This is a genomic window from Paenibacillus sp. RC84, assembly GCF_041260495.1.
Lineage (GTDB): Bacteria > Bacillota > Bacilli > Paenibacillales > NBRC-103111 > Paenibacillus_F.
The window spans coordinates 258041-274010 of the sequence record NZ_JBGBYL010000006.1 but is presented as its reverse complement, the minus strand read 5'-3'; the positions used below and the strand labels follow the sequence as shown (position 1 = coordinate 274010).

Here is a 15970-nt window from a genome sequence, read left to right as displayed (position 1 = left end):
CTGCATGCCTTGCGAGCCGCGATTATTTAACGGGAATTACGTTGATCAGCGCGTCGAGAAGTGCGCCCGATTTATCCATGCTGTATTCCCAGAACATCGCTCCGCCCAATCCCTGATCCTGTACAAACTGGGCTTTCGCCTTTATGGATTCAGGATCGTCGTAGGAAAGCCATGTGCTGCCGTTAAAGAGGTACGGTGCCTTGGCAGCATCGTCCCAGTAACGCACGTAGCCGTTAGCCGCGTTATATTTCTCCAAAATTTCGTTATACGTCGGAGTATTGCCGCTGCCTGTTGCAGCCTGTCCCAGACCGTTGTTGGCAGTCGACTGCACATCGGTCCAGATATGGCTGTAGAAAGCGATACCGACGACGATTTTGTTAGCCGGCACTTTCGCGTCTATGAACCGTTTAACCACGGTTTCCATGCTGAGTCCCGGTCCGTAAACGTTCGTGTGATGCTCCGTCTTCTGAACCCATCCACCAGAGTAATCATAGGTCATGATGTTGAAATTATCCAGGTACTTGGAAATTTCAGCGGCTTCGAGAGCTTTCAGATGACTTGGTCCGGCGCCTGCCGCCATGGACAATTCATAATACTTGTTGTCGGCAAGCCCCAGCTGATTCAGTTTGTCCCGGAGCATTTGCAGGAACAGGGTATAGTTATGCTTATCTTCCGGTCTTGCTTTCATTACGCCGTCCGCGCTGATCGTCGGATATTCCCAGTCGATATCCACGCCGTCCAGCTTGTACTTCTTGATGTAGTCGATAATGCTGTTCGAGAAAGTATCTCGGGCTTCATTGGTCAGAACCGCATCCGAGAAGCCGTCCGCTCCCCAGCCGCCTACGGCAAACAGCACTTTAAGGTTCGGATTCTGTGCTTTCAGGCTGTGAATGTATTGGTAGTTCTGGTCGTCCTTTTGCTCCGGACGCGTGATGATTTTGTTGTCTTTCACAAGCGTAAAGGAGTAGTTCAGGTGCGTCAGTTTGTTGGCGTAAACCGAATTCGTGACGGACCAGTCTTCCCAGCCGGCGATATAAGCGATGACTTTCTTTCTAGGGTCTACTTTGAACTTCACGGTCGTAGAAGCCGTTTTGCCGCTTTTGCCGTGAACAGCCGTGACAACCAGGGTATAGTCGCCTGCTTCCGTAATCCCTGTTCCTTTGATGTATTCCTCTCCGTTCAGCGTAGCGACACCCACCGTACCCGGGGCATCCGTCCAGTTCGGCAGTACGCCTGTCGTGTAGGTCTGTCCGTCCGTTACGTTGGCAATCTGCGGTGCGGCAGGCACGGAAGTCGTGTCCGGCGTGTAAGGGTTGCCTTTCAGACCGTTAACGAGCGCATCCAGCAGGGCGCCCGTTTCGTCCTGGCTGTACTCCCAGAACATAGCGCCGCCGAGCTTCTCTTTCAGCGTATAAGCCGCTTTCTCAGCCATGGACTCAGGATCGTCGAACGAGATGAAGATTCCTGTCTGAGCGTTATACAGGTATGGAGCTTTAGAATCCTGATCCCAATAACGGGTATATCCGTTGGCTTCGCTGTAAGTCGCGAGAGTTACGCTGTAGGTCGGGGTTGCGCCTGTGCCTACGGCCTTTTGTCCGAGTCCGTTGTTGGCGGAGGATTCCACGTTCGTCCACAAGTGGCTGTAGAACGCGGCGCCGATGACGATTTTGTTTGCAGGTACACCGTTCTTCTTATAAAGCTGCACGGATTGATCGACACTGTTGTTGCCGGATCCGTAAAGATTGGTGTGGTGCTCCGTTTTCGGAACCCATCCGCCTGACAAATCATAGGTCATCAGGTTCATATTATCCAGCAGCGGAGTAATTTTATTGATTTCAACGCCCTTCAGATAACCGCTTCCCGCACCGACCGCGATGGTCAGCTCGTAATAGCGGTTGGTCTCAAGACCCAGCGCGTTCAGCTTATCGCGCATTAATTGCAGCAGGGAAGTAAAGTTCTGTTTATCCTCCGGCCGTGCCTTCATTACGCCGTCGGCGCTTTGCGTCGGATATTCCCAGTCCAGATCGACGCCGTCCAGGTTGTATTTCTTTACATAGTCGATGATGCTGTCGGTAAATGTTTGACGGGAAGCTTCTGTTAATGCCGCGTCCGAGAAACCGTCCGCCCCCCATCCCCCTACGGAGATAAGAGTTTTAAGATCGGCGTTCTGAGCTTTCAGACTATGCAGATACGCGTAATTCGCATCATCGTTCTGCACTTCGATCGGCACGATCTTGTTGTCTTTGACATGCGTAAACGCATAGTTGATGTGCGTCAGTTTGGATGCGTCCACCGGTTTCGCTTCGGACCAGTTTTTCCAGCCGCCCACGTAAGCGATCACCTTCGTTTGCGGTTCAACTTTGAACTTCACGGTCGTGGAAGCCGTTTTGCCGCTTTTGCCGTGAGCTGCGGTAACGACGAGCGTGTACTCGCCCGCTTCCGTAATTCCGGTTCCCTTGGTGTAGGCGGCTCCGTTCAGCGTAGCGCCGCTTGCGGTACCCGCCGCATCCTTCCAATTAGGCAGTACGCCTGTCTTGTAAGTTTGTCCTTCACTTACGCCTGTAACTGCAGGTGCCGCCGGAACCGTTGTCGTATCAGGGTTCAGTGTCTTTCCTTGAACACCTTTCACCAGTGCGTCCAGCAAAGCTCCCGTCTGATCTTGGCTGTATTCCCAGAACATCGCACCGCCGAGTTTCTGGTTCAGCACATAGCCCCCTTTTTCGTGGAGGGATTGCGGGTCGTCATAAGAAAGAAATACTTTCGTTTGTTCGTTATACAAGTAAGGTGCGTTGGCCTCACTATCCCAATAGCGCTTGTAGCCGCTAGCTTCGTTATAATTCGAGATGATTTCATTATAGGTCGGTGTTGCGCCGTTACCAACCGCCTTTTGACCCACGATCTTACCGCCTGCCGCTTCCACATCTGTCCACAGGTGACTGTAGAAGGCTCCGCCGATGACGATTTTGCTTGCAGGAACTTTATTGGCCAGATACAGCTTAACGGATGAATCTACGCTCAAATCACCGGCATACAAGTTCGTATGGTGAGCGGTTTTGGTGTCCCATCCGCCGTGGAAATCATAGGTCATCAAATTAATATTGTCGAGCAGCGGGGTAATCTTCTCGATTTCAACCCCGTCGAGGTATTTTTGCGTAGCGCCGACAGCAATCGTCAGCTCATAATATTTACCGTCCTGGCTTCCCAGAGCATTCAGCTTCTCACGAATCGTTTGCAGCATCAGCGTGAAATTCTGTTTATCCTCCGGCCGCGCCTTCATAACACCGTCAGCGCTTTGTGTTGGATACTCCCAATCCAGGTCGACCCCGTCCAGCTTGTACTTCTTGACGTACTCGATGATGCTGTCCGCAAATGTGTTGCGCGCGCTTTCCGTTAATGCCGCATCCGAGAAACCGTCCGCTCCCCAGCCGCCGACGGAAGGAAGAATTTTCAGCTTCGGATTGTCTTTCTTCAAGCTTTGCAGATAGGCATAGTTGGCATCGTCGTTCTGTGCCGGCAGGGAGACGATTTTATTGTCTTTCACATGCGTGAACGCATAGTTGATGTGCGTCAGCTTGGCCGCGTCGATCGGGTTGGAGGCCGACCAGTTTTTCCAGCCGGGCACATACGCGATGACTTTCTTGGCCGTTTCCGTGGAACCGCCGCCGGAGCTGCCGCCAGAACCGCCCCAGCCGCCGCCGATCGGCAATCCGATTATGATGGAGCCTTTCTGCGGGCCATCCACTTTGACGGGAGCTTTCTCGAAGGAGGAGCCTTTTCCGCCTTCGTTTACCGTCACGCTTTCGACCGAGCCGTAGCCAGTAATTTTGGCCAGGGCATTCAGCACGAGAGACACAATGCTGGCGTCATTGCTAACGGCCAGTGTCGTGTCGCTTCCGTCCACGATTACTTTGCCGATGGAGCCTTTGGAAATCTCGATTTTGATGCCGGAAGCCAGCACGTGAAGGGAATTAAATGACCCGATCAGCTGTACCGAAGAACCGGCAGGCAGTACTTTCACGAGAATCACATCGATAAAGCCGGCTCCGGTAAGGGAACTTTCCTCCAATTTAGTGGAAGATTGGACATACGTTTCTTGGACGGAAGTGTTTCCTTGGGCCACGAGACGGACCACACCGGTTTCCTTATGGACAATAACCTTGAACAGAACCGTATCTACGAGGTGGATGGAATTTTCTCCGCCGCCGTTGACCGTAACGGTTCCCGCTACTTTCACGTTCTTCAAGGTGACATCCCCGTTTCCGATGCCTTTGCCCAGAAGGAGATTGCCTTGAATGAAAGTGTTTTGCAGGGTAACGCCCGAAACATTTACGGCAACGTCCCCGTTAATCGTTTCGATTCCCGATGCAGGTCCGAACGTGCCGGCCTTGTCATAGGAAACGGTTTGCAGCGATGGTGCGCGGCCCAGCAGAACGACCGTCTCTGCGCGGGTCAGCTTGCCTGCGGGGCGGAAGGAGTCATCTTCGTAGCCTTCGATCACTCCCTTGGCCACCATAGCGCTTACCGCGCCTCTGCTCCAATCGGCAATCGACGCCGCGTCTTTAATTTTGTAAAGCGCGTCTTCGGAAGAAGTGTCCAGTTTGAGCAGCTTGGCGAGCATGACCGCCGATTCCTGTCTGCTCACCGGCTGGTCCGGACGGATGCTTCCGTCGCTGTAGCCGTCCACATACCCGGCTGCCACCGCTTTGCTGATTTGTTCATACTGCCACTGCTCCGCCGTAACATCCGTGAATTGGATCGGAGCGGAAGCCGTTAATTTATAGTACCGGTTAATAAGCGCCATAAGCTCTGCGCGCGTAATGGCGTTGTCCGGCTGAAGAGAACCGTCCGAGTAGCCCTGAATCAGGCCTTTATCGTGCCATTCGCCAAGCTCTTTCTCTGCCCAATGCCCCTTGATATCGGCCGGTTGGGCGCTTGCTTGTCCCGAAACAACAGTCAGATAAGTTGAAAAGACCATGCTTGTACATAAAAGTAAAACAAGCCATCTCCAAACAAAAGATTGCTTAAGCGCTTTCATACTACACCCCGATTTCATCAAATTTATACAATGCCATTCCAAAGAGGAATCCTTCTCACCTCCAGTGCGTTCTCTTCGCAGGCACTGCTTCTAAATTCAGCCGCTTGGCTTGAACTTAAAACAAACGCGTGAAGCCTTATAAAGCTCATCAGAAAACTTGGTAAACGGTTACATAAAGCCGATGAAAGACAAATATGTGCTACTGCACGGAGACAGGAATGGACCTAACGACGTGAAATGAGTGCTTCATGAATCGTGAATTATGAATGACGACAAGCCGAAAGTGGGGGAAAACTGAGGGTAAAATTGTGGAAGTTATTATGTAAGTTACTAATAATTATAATGGTTTTACAAAAGGTTAACAGGGATGTTTTTATCCACTGGAAGGGGATAATTCTCTATCTAGCTATTAAATTCACTGATTTTTTATACATATTAACGATAATAAAAATGCCTAATTAGTAAACAAAAACCGCCGAGGGAAAAAATCCCCCGGCGGCTCTTCCGGATAGCTTAACGCAAGGATGCGAACGCCGTCCGATTACTTCGTAATTCCGTTGTAGATCACTTGCGCCGCTTCCGCGCGTGTCGCTTTCGCACGCGGTGCGAATACGCCATCGGCACGGCCGGTCATCAGGCCCTTCTCGGCCGCTGTTTCCACAGCCGTTTTGGCCCAAGCGCTGATTTCCCCGCCATCCGTAAAGATAGCTTTAGGCGTACCTGTAGTGCCTTGAAGCTGCGCGTACATGCGGGTAATCATAACCGCCATCTCTTCACGCGTAATCTTCTGATCCGGCGCGAAGGTATCTGCGGAGTTGCCTTCCACGATGCCCTTCTCGGATGCGGCGGCAACGGCTTCCGCATACCAGCTTCCGGCCGAAACGTCCTTGAACGCGGACGGCTTGGAAGAAACGAGCTTCATTTGCTTCACGATCATGTTCACGAACTGGGCGCGGGTTACATCCTGCTCCGGCTCGAAACGGTTGTCGGCTATGCCGTCAATGATTTGCTTGCCGGAAAGCTCCTGGATGACTTTATAAGCCCAGTGCGCCTGCGGAACATCCGCGAACGACTTCAGGTTCACGATACGGCCGTCGAGAGACGCCGTGATTTTGCCGCCTTTGAACGTTTTCGTGATGTAGTTGTAGAACACATCGAGATCGATCAGGCCGGCTTGAGAGTTTTTGCCTTCAACCAGCACTTTATAGTTGTCTCCGCCCGCAGCCATGAAGTTATTCACGGTTACGGTGTACTCGGCGGCATCCTCAATCGGAGTGCCGTCCGCCTTCGTCAGCTTCACGATGCGCTCGGCTGCCGGCTTGCTAAAGTCGGCCGTGTACTTCAGACCGGAAATTTGCAGCGTTTTGGTATCTGCGGAACCGTCCGATTTCTTGCCCCACTGCTGCTGCAGAAGCGTTTTGACCTGTGCGCCTGTCAGCGTCATTTTAACCAGCGTATTGCCGAACGGCTGAATTTTAGCGAGATCGGAGAATTTGATATCTCCTTTAGGCAGGTCGGCACGGATACCGCCCGGATTCATGAAAGCGAAGTCCGTGTTCATGCCGTCACGCATAGCGTCCGCAATCAGGTTGCCCAGCGGAGCTTCTTCGTTGTAGGCGTTGTTTCGGGAAATCACGGAGTCCGTCGTTCCGACAGGCTGCTTCAGAACCGGATATTTGTCCAGATATTTGTTGATCAGAGCGATCGTATCCGCGTCAGGTGTTACGCCTTCCTGTTTCACGTCTACGATTTCCGCCGTTTTCTTCACGATATCGCCGGTAGCCGGATCGATTTCGAGGTCAACGTCGGCAAAAGCGGTACCGTAGGAATACGCTTGAACGATCAGCTTGTTGTCTACGACCGTATTGACTTTGGCATGGTTGTCACCGGCGAAAATAACGTCGACTTCATCGTCGATCGCGTTAGCCAGATCAATCGCCTCGCCGGAAGCCACGTTGTCTTTCACGCTTGCCGGATCGTGCGCCAGAACGACGATAGCTTTTACGCCTTTGGCTTTCAGCTCTTGTACGGCTTTGTTGACGACAGGAGCCTGCTCAACGAATTTAACGCCTTTCAGGCCGTCCGGAGATACTTTGGACGGAGTGGAGTTGGTCGCCACGCCGATAAATCCGATTTTCTGGCCGCCTACTTCTTTGATGACATAAGAAGGCAGAATGTTCTCGCCCGTTTTCTCGTCCACCACGTTGGCGTTCACGTACGGGAAGTTCAATTTATCGAAGGTCACGTCTTTGTTCTTCGTATCGGTACCGCCGTTGATTTGAGCGAGCATAGCGCCTACGCCCTGGTCAAACTCGTGGTTGCCCAGCGTACCTACGTCGAACTTCATCATGTTCATGAATTCCAGGGTTGGTTTGTCGCGCTCCATCGAGGAAACCGGTGCGGTCGCGCCTACGGAATCACCTGCATGAACAAGCAGCGTGTTCGGGTTCGTTTTCTTTCTTTCTTTCAAGTAAGTCGCCAGGTAAGGGGCGCTGCCCACTTTGCCGGACGCGGTTTCAGTCGTCGTATCGAGCTGACCGTGGAAATCGTTGATGCCCAGCAGCTGGACTTTTACGTTCTTGTTGTCCGGTTGAGGCTGGCCTTTTCCGCTCAGGTCGATGGAGTAGACGCTGAAGCCTTTGTCCGTCGTTGCGCCCGTGCTCTTGATATGCGGGTTCTCCGGCAGATACGTAACCGCGCTCGGGGAGCTGGTGAACGTGACTTTCACATTGCCGGCAACCGGTGCGATGGACCAGTTTTTGTCCGCAGCCGGGTTGATCGTTTTCTGTTCGGAAATGTAATCCATCAGAGCCTGACGGTTCTCGTCGGCGGAATCTACGATCAGCTCCGCGTTCTTGAGGCCAGGGAAGTTGCCGCCGCCGCTTGCGCGGTAGTTGTTCGTGACCACGATGAACTCCTGGTTCGGGTCGATCGGCTTGCCGTTGAACTGGAGATTCACGATCCGGCTGGAGGAAGCGTCGTTAACGGCTCCGTCCACTTTATATTTCGCCGGTTTGGTTACGTCCACCTGGTAAGTCACTCCGTCGATCACGTCGAAGTTAAACACCTGGAAGGAGGAGTTCAGCAACTGCTGCTCGTCCGTTTTGGCCGGGTCGATCTGGTTGAACATGCCCGCGGACATTTCCAGCCATTCTTTCACGCCGGAGCCTTTGATTTTGACGGCTTTCAGCGTGTTGTCGTACAGATAGAGATCGCTCGCGCTCTTGATCGCGATAGGACCTTTGGCGATATCCGTGTACTCCGACGGGCCGTTGCGTCCCGCTTTGAACGGAGCGCCTACGGAGAGAATCGGAAGATTTTTATACTGCGGCAGAGTCGTCGAAATATACTTGCTCACATATTCTTTCTGAGCGTTCGTTACGATTTGAACCGAAGGGTCGTCCTGCACAAGCGCGAAATAGCTGTGAATCGGAGCGGTCGTTTCGCCGATCGGCTGGTTCGCGTATTTTTTCGTGCCTTCGTGCTCGGCCGCAACCGCTTGTACGATAGCCGGATCGGTATCCACAAGCGCTTTTTTCGTCGTGCTGTCATAGATATAACGAGTCGAGGACTGGGAGTTGGAAACTTTCCACTTGCCGCCCTCCTGCACGAGCTTCAGGTCGATCAGACCCAGGTTCGAACCGCCGTAGCCGGATTGCACGGCCGCAACGCCGTTGATCGTGCCTTTCGCGTTATCTACGCCGGCAACCGGGTTTCCGTTCGCGTCTTTAAACAGCGCGTCAAGCTTCTTCACGTCAGGTGTAGGGAACACCTTATGAGAGTGCGAGAACGTAATCGCGTCGATTCCGGGCACCTTGCTTAGAGGCAGAACCGCGTTCTCGGCGAGCTGATCATTCGCCGCGGCCGTGCCGTCAAAACCGGAGTGCGCCATCGCGATCACGATGTCCGCGCCTTTGGCTCTCATTTCAGGCACGAATTTCTTGGCGGTCGCGACGATATCTTTGGCCACGACTTTGCCGGTAAGGTTCACTTTGTCCCACTCCATGATTTGCGGAGTTACAAGTCCGATGACGCCGACTTTGATTTTCTGGTCGTTGCCGTTCTCGTCTTTGAACGTCTTGTCCATAATCAGATAAGGCGTGAATTTGTTGACATCGTTGTCCGGGTTGTTGTCTTTGTCGTCTATGTAGACGTTGGCATTAATATAAGGGAATTTGGCCCCTTTGATCGATTTGTCTAGAAAATCAAGGCCGTAATTGAATTCATGATTGCCGAAGGTAGCCACGTCGTAATCCAGAAGATTCATAGCTTTGTAGACAGGATGGATGGCACCGGGGTCTTTGAGCTGGTTAATCTGGGCTATGTATGTTCCAAGCGGAGTCCCTTGGATCAAGTCTCCGTTGTCGACCAGGAAAGTGTTAGGGTTTTCTTTACGCGCTTCTTTGATCAGCGTAGCGGTTTTGGCCAAACCTACGCTTGCCGCGGCAGCGTCTTTGTAATAATCGTAGTCTACAAGATTTGTATGCAAATCCGTCGTTTCCATGATACGAAGATTAACGGTTGGGGAAGCGGATGTTTGCGCTTGCACAATGCCTCCTAAAGACTGGGATGAAATGATGCCGAATGCTAGGGAAGCGGTCGCGAGCTGCTTCATTCTTTTGAACTTCCTGGATCCCATTACGAGAATTCCACCTTCCTGTAAATAGTTACTTACCGATTTTAGCAGGTTCGGAATTAACCGTGTGTAAAATATTTAATAATTTTATTGAAAACGCTTAAAATGATTCTTAAGTCCTGTATTTAACCGACGGTCAATCCCGACAACAGCCTATTTAAACCATGCAGGTTTAGACAGGACGTCCACTTGGGTAACCATTCCTTAGACCAAAAGAGATGAGAGCGACCGTTTACTACAAAAGGCCCATAGTCGATTAGGAGGAAAAGGAATGACAAGGAATCATACGATGATGCAGTTTTTCGAGTGGCACGTCCCCGCGGACGGCTCCCACTGGAAACGGCTTAAGGAGCTGGCTCCCGAGCTGAAAAAGAAAGGGTTCGACTCCGTCTGGATTCCCCCGGTTACCAAAGGACAGTCCGACCAGGATACGGGCTACGGCGTGTACGACCTGTACGATCTGGGCGAATTCGACCAGAAAGGAACGGTCCGGACCAAGTACGGAACGAAGGAAGAACTGCTGGAAGCCATCAAAGCGTGTCAGGACAACGAGATTTGCGTATACGTGGATCTCGTGATGAATCATAAAGCGGGTGCGGACGAGAAAGAACTGTTCAAGGTGGTCCAAGTGAACGACCAGAACCGCAACGAGGTGATTTCCGAGCCTTTCGATATCGAAGGCTGGACGAAATTCACTTTTCCGGGACGGGGCGACAAATACTCCGCTTTCAAATGGGATTTCGGGCATTTTAACGGCACCGATTACGATGCCAAGGAAGATAAAACCGGCATTTTCCGCATCCTTGGGGAGAATAAGAGCTGGAACGACAACGTGGACGACGAATTCGGCAACTACGACTATCTCATGTTCGCCAACATCGACTACAGCCATCCCGGCGTGAGAAAAGAGATGATCACCTGGGGCAAATGGCTCGTCGACACTTTGCAGTGTGACGGATACCGGCTGGATGCCATCAAGCATATCAACCACGATTTCATCCGGGAATTCGCAAGCGAAATGATCAAGGAACGCGGGGAAAACTTCTACATCGTGGGAGAGTTCTGGAACCCCGAGGTGGCGGCCTGCCGTGAATTTCTCGATAAAGTCGATTACAAAATCGACCTGTTCGACGTCGCCCTCCATTACAAGCTCCATGCCGCCTCGCAGGCCGGCAAAGATTTTGACCTTACGACCGTGTTCGAGGACACGCTCGTTCAGACCCATCCGCTGCACGCCGTCACCTTCGTGGATAATCACGACTCCCAGCCGAACGAATCGCTGGAATCGTGGATCGAAGACTGGTTCAAGCAGAGCGCGTACGCCCTTGTCCTGCTCCGCAAGGACGGGTACCCGTGTGTCTTCTACGGGGATTACTTCGGCATAGGCGGAGAGGAGCCGGCGGAGGGCAAGGCGGCGGCCATCGATCCGCTGCTCTATGCCCGCCAGCGCAAAGCCTACGGCGAGCAGGAGGACTACTTCGATCATCCGAACACGATCGGCTGGGTCCGCCGCGGCGATGCCGAGATCGAGCGCTCCGGCTGTGCGGTCGTCATCTCCAACGGCGAGGACGGCGAGAAGCGCATGTTCGTCGGCGAAGAACGGGCCGGCCAGGTGTGGCTCGATATGACGGGCACGCGGGAAGATGAAATCACCATCGGTGAGGACGGCTTTGCCGACTTCCCGGTGAACGGGGGAAGCGTATCGGTCTGGGCGCAGCCGGACGAGGGCTGATGCGATGCGCGGGCACCGGACGAAAAAAGATTTATAAATTAAAGGACATACCGGATTAGTCTTCTAATCCGGTATGTCCTTTGTTGTTCAACTCACGCATCCGATTCAAAATTCATCGTATTCGCAACAAAATCTTTTAATATGAATTATTGGCCAATTTAAAGAAAGTGTTTTAAATTTTGATAGGTTCCTCTTATGATTCTTCCTGTTAGTCCGTGTGATACAGCGATTACTTTCTTTTTGTCCCGTATACTGTCTAACCATTCTGAACCTCTATTCACAACTGAATCATAACTTTCCCCATCCGGAGAATGGAAATACCAATTGTAATTATTAGCGTTTTCAATAAGTTCCGGCCACGACGATTTAATTTCTTGTGTGGTTAAACCCGCCCAAGAACCTACCGATACCTCTTTTAATCGGCTGTCAGTAGTGACTTTACTCAGATCATATCCTACTATTCGGCATATAATTTCTGTACTTTGCAAAGTTTTGCCCAATGGACTCGAAATAATTTCCCCTTCTATGGTGAATCAAGCTCTCCCTGGTATCTCCCTTGTGAATTTAAAACGGTTTCCCCATGTCTAATTAAATAAATGGTTTGCTCCAAATTGCTGATCCCCCAAACAAAAAAATTAATAGTTCTGTAGGATTTAAGCTCTTCCTCCTGCTAATTCGACATGTTTCCCGTGGAACATTTTGCCGTCGTTCCTTCAGAGCTGCCTTTAACCGGTCAGGGTCATGGCGCTGAACGGCCCTGGCGATGCCGTCGCTTCGGGCCATCCGGCTGCCGGGCCAAAAAAATCCCGTGCCCCTCGGTACAAAGAGGGACACGGGATTCACCGTCCGCCGCGTGGGCGGGCAAGCATGGACGGCTAAGGCCGGCTTCCCGGCTCCGCCGCCTTGAGCCCGGAAGGCTCTCCACCGCTTTCGCCGGGTTCGTCCGCTTCCACGAGGTGCTTGAGCACGGAGAGCCGGTTCTCCCAGAACCGCTCGTAGTACGCCAGCCACCGCTTCAGCTCCAGCAAAGGCTCCGGCTGAAGCCGGTACCGCTTCTCGCGGCCGACTTTCCGCTCCTGTACAAGGCCCGCATCGGCCAGAATGCGCAGATGCTTCGAAACGGCCGTCCGGCTCATCGGAAAGTGGCCGCTGATCGCGTTGACGGGCATCTCCTGCCCGGCAAGCAGACTCAGGACCTTGCGGCGGGTCGGGTCCGCAATGGCCTGAAATACGTCCTGATTCGGTTCGGCCGCGCCCATATCAGGCCTCGACTTGCTTGCGGAGCGCCTCGACCAGACCTACCCAGCCGCCGGACATCCGCTCGCGGACTTCCGCATGAGACTGTCCGAATTCGGTCACCTTGTCCGGGTCCCATCCCGCGTGAATCAGGGTGAATTCGGTTTTGCCGTCCAGGTCGGCCAGCTCGAACGTCAGCGTCCAGTCTTTGCCCCACCGGAAGGAAAGCCGGTTCGGCGGGTCCAGCTCGGTCACCTTGCAGGGAGACTTCCCGAAAGGCCCCGCTTCAAGGTGGAATTCGTATCCGAGTTCAGGCTGAAAATCATTGGGCATAAACCATGCGGCAATTCCTTTGGACGTCGCCACGGCGTTCCATACCTTCTGAATCGGGGCGTTGAAAAGCTGAGTCTGGCGGATATCCGGCAGAGTATTCGGCGTGTTAGTCATCTATAGTTCCTCCTGTATGCAGGTGCTTATTTTTTGGATTTTACCAAATCCGAACGGCGAAAACGCAAAGCCGACCACTTGTCGTCGACGGCCACATTGCTGACGGGCCGGTATTCCGTGTTATTTTGTACCTTCGCGGCTAAAGTATCCCGGTTAATGTCCGTCTTGACCTTGGAGCTCTGCTTGGGGTAAGTGATCCAGAAAACGGCGTCCTCCCGGAGCATGGGGATCACCTTCGGTACCCATTCGTCCACCTCCTGCCCGTGATTCACAAACAGCTGGAGAAATGCAGCCTTATCCTCCTCCCGGTCGGCAGCCTCCGTTTCGATGCCGAGACGGTACCCTTCAGGCGCATTCAGGACGAGGGCCGGTCCTTCTTTATAACGAAGTTTTTTGAGCAATTCTTCTGACATGGATGGATTCCCTCCGTTAATTTAGGAAACGTTTTGGTTACCTATTAGATTATAGGAAACCTTACGGTTGCATGTCAAGGTAAAGAAAAACGCCGGCTGGTGCGCCGGCGTCTCCGTTTTATCGGATGGCGATATAAACCTGGACGACACAGTTCTCGGGGTCAAACCCGCGTCCGTCGTACACCTCGAAGTCTCCCGTGTAAGTCCGCTGTTCCGCAGCGTTTTGGAAATACGCCCAGATTTCGTGCCAAAGCTGCGGCACCACGTCTTTCACCGGGCCTTTGCGCGTTTCGAAAATCATGTATCGGGCTGCGGGAACATCCGCAAACTGAAGACCGGAAAATGCGCTGCCGGTCGTTTCTTCACTGATTTCATGTCCAAGCAGCGCCGTATATTCTCCCGACGCGTCGCTTTCGTAATCCGTGTACAATCCGTAAATCAGATGAGGGTTCTCAATGCCCGGCCTGGACGCAATATCGCTGCCGAAAAACTGCTGCCAGAGCTGCGGCAGCTTTCCTTCCGGTCCCGCCTCCGCGGCGTTCGTGGTTCGGACACTCACGCCCGCCAGTCGGAAGGATGGTTTGTTTGCAAAAACGGATTTCATATTCATAGGTTCATTCTCCTCTTTTCCCTGTTTAAGAGCAGTGTAGCCGGGAAAAGTGGACAGCTGTATGTCCTAGTTCTCGTAGCGGAGCAAAATTTTGCGGGCCCGCTCCCGAATTTCGCCGGCCAGGCTGGACGGATGCTCGATCTTGAGGCTATCACCGAAGCTCAGCAGCATCCCGTAAAACCACTCGTCCAGCGCAAAAACCCCTTGGACGCACAGGCTTCCGTCCGGCAGCAGGCTCACCAGACCGGGTGGAAAAGCGTCTCCCACGCGGTGCCGCACCTCCGGACGAAAGTGCAGCGTCATCTCCACTTCCTTGTGAGCCAGCCACTGCCGGTTCCAGCCGTATCCCTCCAAAGGAGGAACTTCACGAGGCTCCGAAGCCTGGGAAAGGACGGTCAAATCCACGATCCGGGAGAGCCGGAAGACGCGGAACTCTTTTCTCATCGTGCAGTAAGCGTGCAGGTACCAGACGGAACCCTTCAGGATCAGGGCGGCGGGTTCAACGACTCTTTCGGTCTCGGTCCCGTTCGTGTTGACATAGGCGATAGCCGCCCGCCGGCTTTCCTCAATCGCATGCTTCAAGAGAGAGACTTTGTTTTTCGCCGCCTCCCCCTGCCCCCACGGATGAAAATCGAAAACGATCTCGTCCTTGCGCCGCTCCCAGTCCGCGGTATCCGTCCGTAAAAGCAGTCCCTGCACCTTTTCCGCCAGATTAGCGTAGGTCTGATCGTCGAGAGCCGTGCTTACGCCTTTGACGGCCGCAAGCAGGGACGAAATCTCTTTGAGGGAGACGAGCTGCCTGGCCAGCGTATACGGCTCCATAATTTCAAATCCGCCGGACACGCCCTGGTGGGCGACAACCGGAATTCCCGCCCGGCTGAGCGTCTCCATGTCGCGGTAGATCGTTTTCGTCGTCACTTCGAACCGTTCGGCCAGCTCCTTGGCGCTTATCCGCCCCCGGTTGAGCAACAGCACCGTCATCGCAAGCAATCGGTCTATCTTCACTAAGGTCATCCTTTCCGGAATTGCGCCGTACTCTGCCCCATTCTATTTGTTGTGCTTATAAGAGGGCTATACAGTCATTGTATTCTACAATGCCGGAGAAGGAAAAGACGCTGCGCTTACGTGTAAGACGGCGTTCTCGTCAGCCGGAGAATAGGGCGCCCGGCAAGAACTGCCTCCGGCCGACAGCCCCCCTCCCAGACAAGCAAAAAAAAGCCGCTGCGCTTCCCGGAGGGAAACGCAACGGCTTTCCGTTTTGAAGTTTAGCCGCTTCAGGAGCAGGCCCGCTCCGCTTCAGCCTATTCCAGATTGGCATGACGCCCGAACATCGTCTCGGACGTATACCCCTTCTTCTCCATCAGCCGGAGAATAATCGCATCGCAGAACAGCAGCAGCGTCTGCTCGAAAAGGGAACCCATCGGCTGAATCGTCGGATACGGGTTGTCCGACTTGTCTTTCGGCGAGCCCGGGAGCTTAACCGCGATATCCGACAACCGGCCGAGAGCCGATTCCGGAAAAATCGTGATGGCGGCGACGGAAGCGCCCAGATTTTTCGCTTTCTCCGCCATCGAGACGAGGCTCTTCGTCTCACCTGAACCCGAGCCGACGATGAACACATCGTCCTTGGTCAGATTCGGCGTGACGGTTTCGCCGACGACGTATGCATCGAAACCGAGGTGCATCATGCGCATGGCAAAAGCTTTCATCATCAATCCGGAGCGGCCCGCTCCGGCTACGAAAATTTTGCCGGCATTCAGAATGGCATCCGCCAGTTCCTCCGCTTCGCGGCTCGCGACAGCTTCGGCTGTGCGGTGCAGCTCCTCCCGGATCTCCGCCAGATATTGAGTCGTCTGCATAA

General features: G+C 53.2%; 11 protein-coding genes. 1 reads left to right on the top strand and 10 read right to left on the bottom strand.

Features of this window, described 5'->3' with window-relative positions:
* Positions 1-22 precede the first annotated feature (22 nt).
* Positions 23-5035 carry a glycosyl hydrolase family 18 protein gene (locus tag ABH899_RS15900; RefSeq protein ID WP_369997958.1) on the bottom strand — a complete coding sequence of 1671 codons (5013 nt, stop codon included), beginning with the start codon at positions 5033-5035 and terminating at the stop codon, positions 23-25.
* A 541-nt stretch (positions 5036-5576) separates the two neighbouring features.
* Positions 5577-9650: a bifunctional 2',3'-cyclic-nucleotide 2'-phosphodiesterase/3'-nucleotidase gene (locus tag ABH899_RS15895; RefSeq protein ID WP_369997955.1), complete on the bottom strand. Its 4074-nt coding sequence runs from the start codon at positions 9648-9650 to the stop codon at positions 5577-5579.
* Between the two features lie 292 nt (positions 9651-9942).
* Between ABH899_RS15895 and ABH899_RS15890 the strand changes: the two genes are divergently transcribed.
* Positions 9943-11403, top strand: coding sequence for an alpha-amylase (locus tag ABH899_RS15890; protein WP_218230562.1), 1461 nt, complete (start codon positions 9943-9945; stop codon positions 11401-11403).
* A gap of 158 nt (positions 11404-11561) precedes the next feature.
* On the opposite strand, the gene ABH899_RS15885 is transcribed toward ABH899_RS15890, so the two are convergent.
* The 8 genes from ABH899_RS15885 to hxlB form a co-directional block, all read right to left on the bottom strand.
* Positions 11562-11891, bottom strand: coding sequence for a histidine phosphatase family protein (locus ABH899_RS15885; protein ID WP_369998250.1), 330 nt, complete (start codon positions 11889-11891; stop codon positions 11562-11564).
* Between the two features lie 35 nt (positions 11892-11926).
* A complete protein-coding gene (locus tag ABH899_RS15880) occupies positions 11927-12013 on the bottom strand; it encodes a histidine phosphatase family protein (RefSeq protein WP_369998248.1) in 87 nt (28 codons plus the stop codon).
* Positions 12014-12278: 265 nt separating this feature from the next.
* A complete protein-coding gene (locus tag ABH899_RS15875; protein WP_369997951.1) occupies positions 12279-12662 on the bottom strand; it encodes an ArsR/SmtB family transcription factor in 384 nt (127 codons plus the stop codon).
* A gap of 1 nt (position 12663) precedes the next feature.
* Positions 12664-13086, bottom strand: coding sequence for an SRPBCC family protein (locus tag ABH899_RS15870; RefSeq protein ID WP_369997948.1), 423 nt, complete (start codon positions 13084-13086; stop codon positions 12664-12666).
* 26 nt (positions 13087-13112) lie between these two features.
* On the bottom strand, positions 13113-13499 hold the full coding sequence (locus tag ABH899_RS15865; RefSeq protein WP_369997945.1) for a hypothetical protein: 387 nt from the start codon (positions 13497-13499) through the stop codon (positions 13113-13115).
* Positions 13500-13617: 118 nt separating this feature from the next.
* A complete protein-coding gene (locus ABH899_RS15860) occupies positions 13618-14109 on the bottom strand; it encodes a GyrI-like domain-containing protein (protein ID WP_369997942.1) in 492 nt (163 codons plus the stop codon).
* Positions 14110-14175: 66 nt separating this feature from the next.
* Positions 14176-15114 carry a helix-turn-helix transcriptional regulator gene (locus ABH899_RS15855; RefSeq protein WP_369997939.1) on the bottom strand — a complete coding sequence of 313 codons (939 nt, stop codon included), beginning with the start codon at positions 15112-15114 and terminating at the stop codon, positions 14176-14178.
* Positions 15115-15410: 296 nt separating this feature from the next.
* Positions 15411-15968, bottom strand: coding sequence for a 6-phospho-3-hexuloisomerase (gene hxlB / locus ABH899_RS15850; protein WP_369997936.1), 558 nt, complete (start codon positions 15966-15968; stop codon positions 15411-15413).
* Positions 15969-15970: the final 2 nt, after the last annotated feature.

What these genes read in the sequence shown, in the direction of transcription:
- ABH899_RS15900 (WP_369997958.1), bottom strand. Translation starts at nt 5,035, where the DNA reads ATGAAAGCGCTTAAGCAATCTTTTGTTTGGAGATGGCTTGTTTTACTT.
- ABH899_RS15895 (WP_369997955.1), bottom strand. Translation starts at nt 9,650, where the DNA reads ATGAAGCAGCTCGCGACCGCTTCCCTAGCATTCGGCATCATTTCATCC.
- ABH899_RS15890 (WP_218230562.1), top strand. Translation starts at nt 9,943, where the DNA reads ATGACAAGGAATCATACGATGATGCAGTTTTTCGAGTGGCACGTCCCC.
- ABH899_RS15875 (WP_369997951.1), bottom strand. Translation starts at nt 12,662, where the DNA reads ATGGGCGCGGCCGAACCGAATCAGGACGTATTTCAGGCCATTGCGGAC.
- ABH899_RS15870 (WP_369997948.1), bottom strand. Translation starts at nt 13,086, where the DNA reads ATGACTAACACGCCGAATACTCTGCCGGATATCCGCCAGACTCAGCTT.
- ABH899_RS15865 (WP_369997945.1), bottom strand. Translation starts at nt 13,499, where the DNA reads ATGTCAGAAGAATTGCTCAAAAAACTTCGTTATAAAGAAGGACCGGCC.
- ABH899_RS15860 (WP_369997942.1), bottom strand. Translation starts at nt 14,109, where the DNA reads ATGAATATGAAATCCGTTTTTGCAAACAAACCATCCTTCCGACTGGCG.
- hxlB (WP_369997936.1), bottom strand. Translation starts at nt 15,968, where the DNA reads ATGCAGACGACTCAATATCTGGCGGAGATCCGGGAGGAGCTGCACCGC.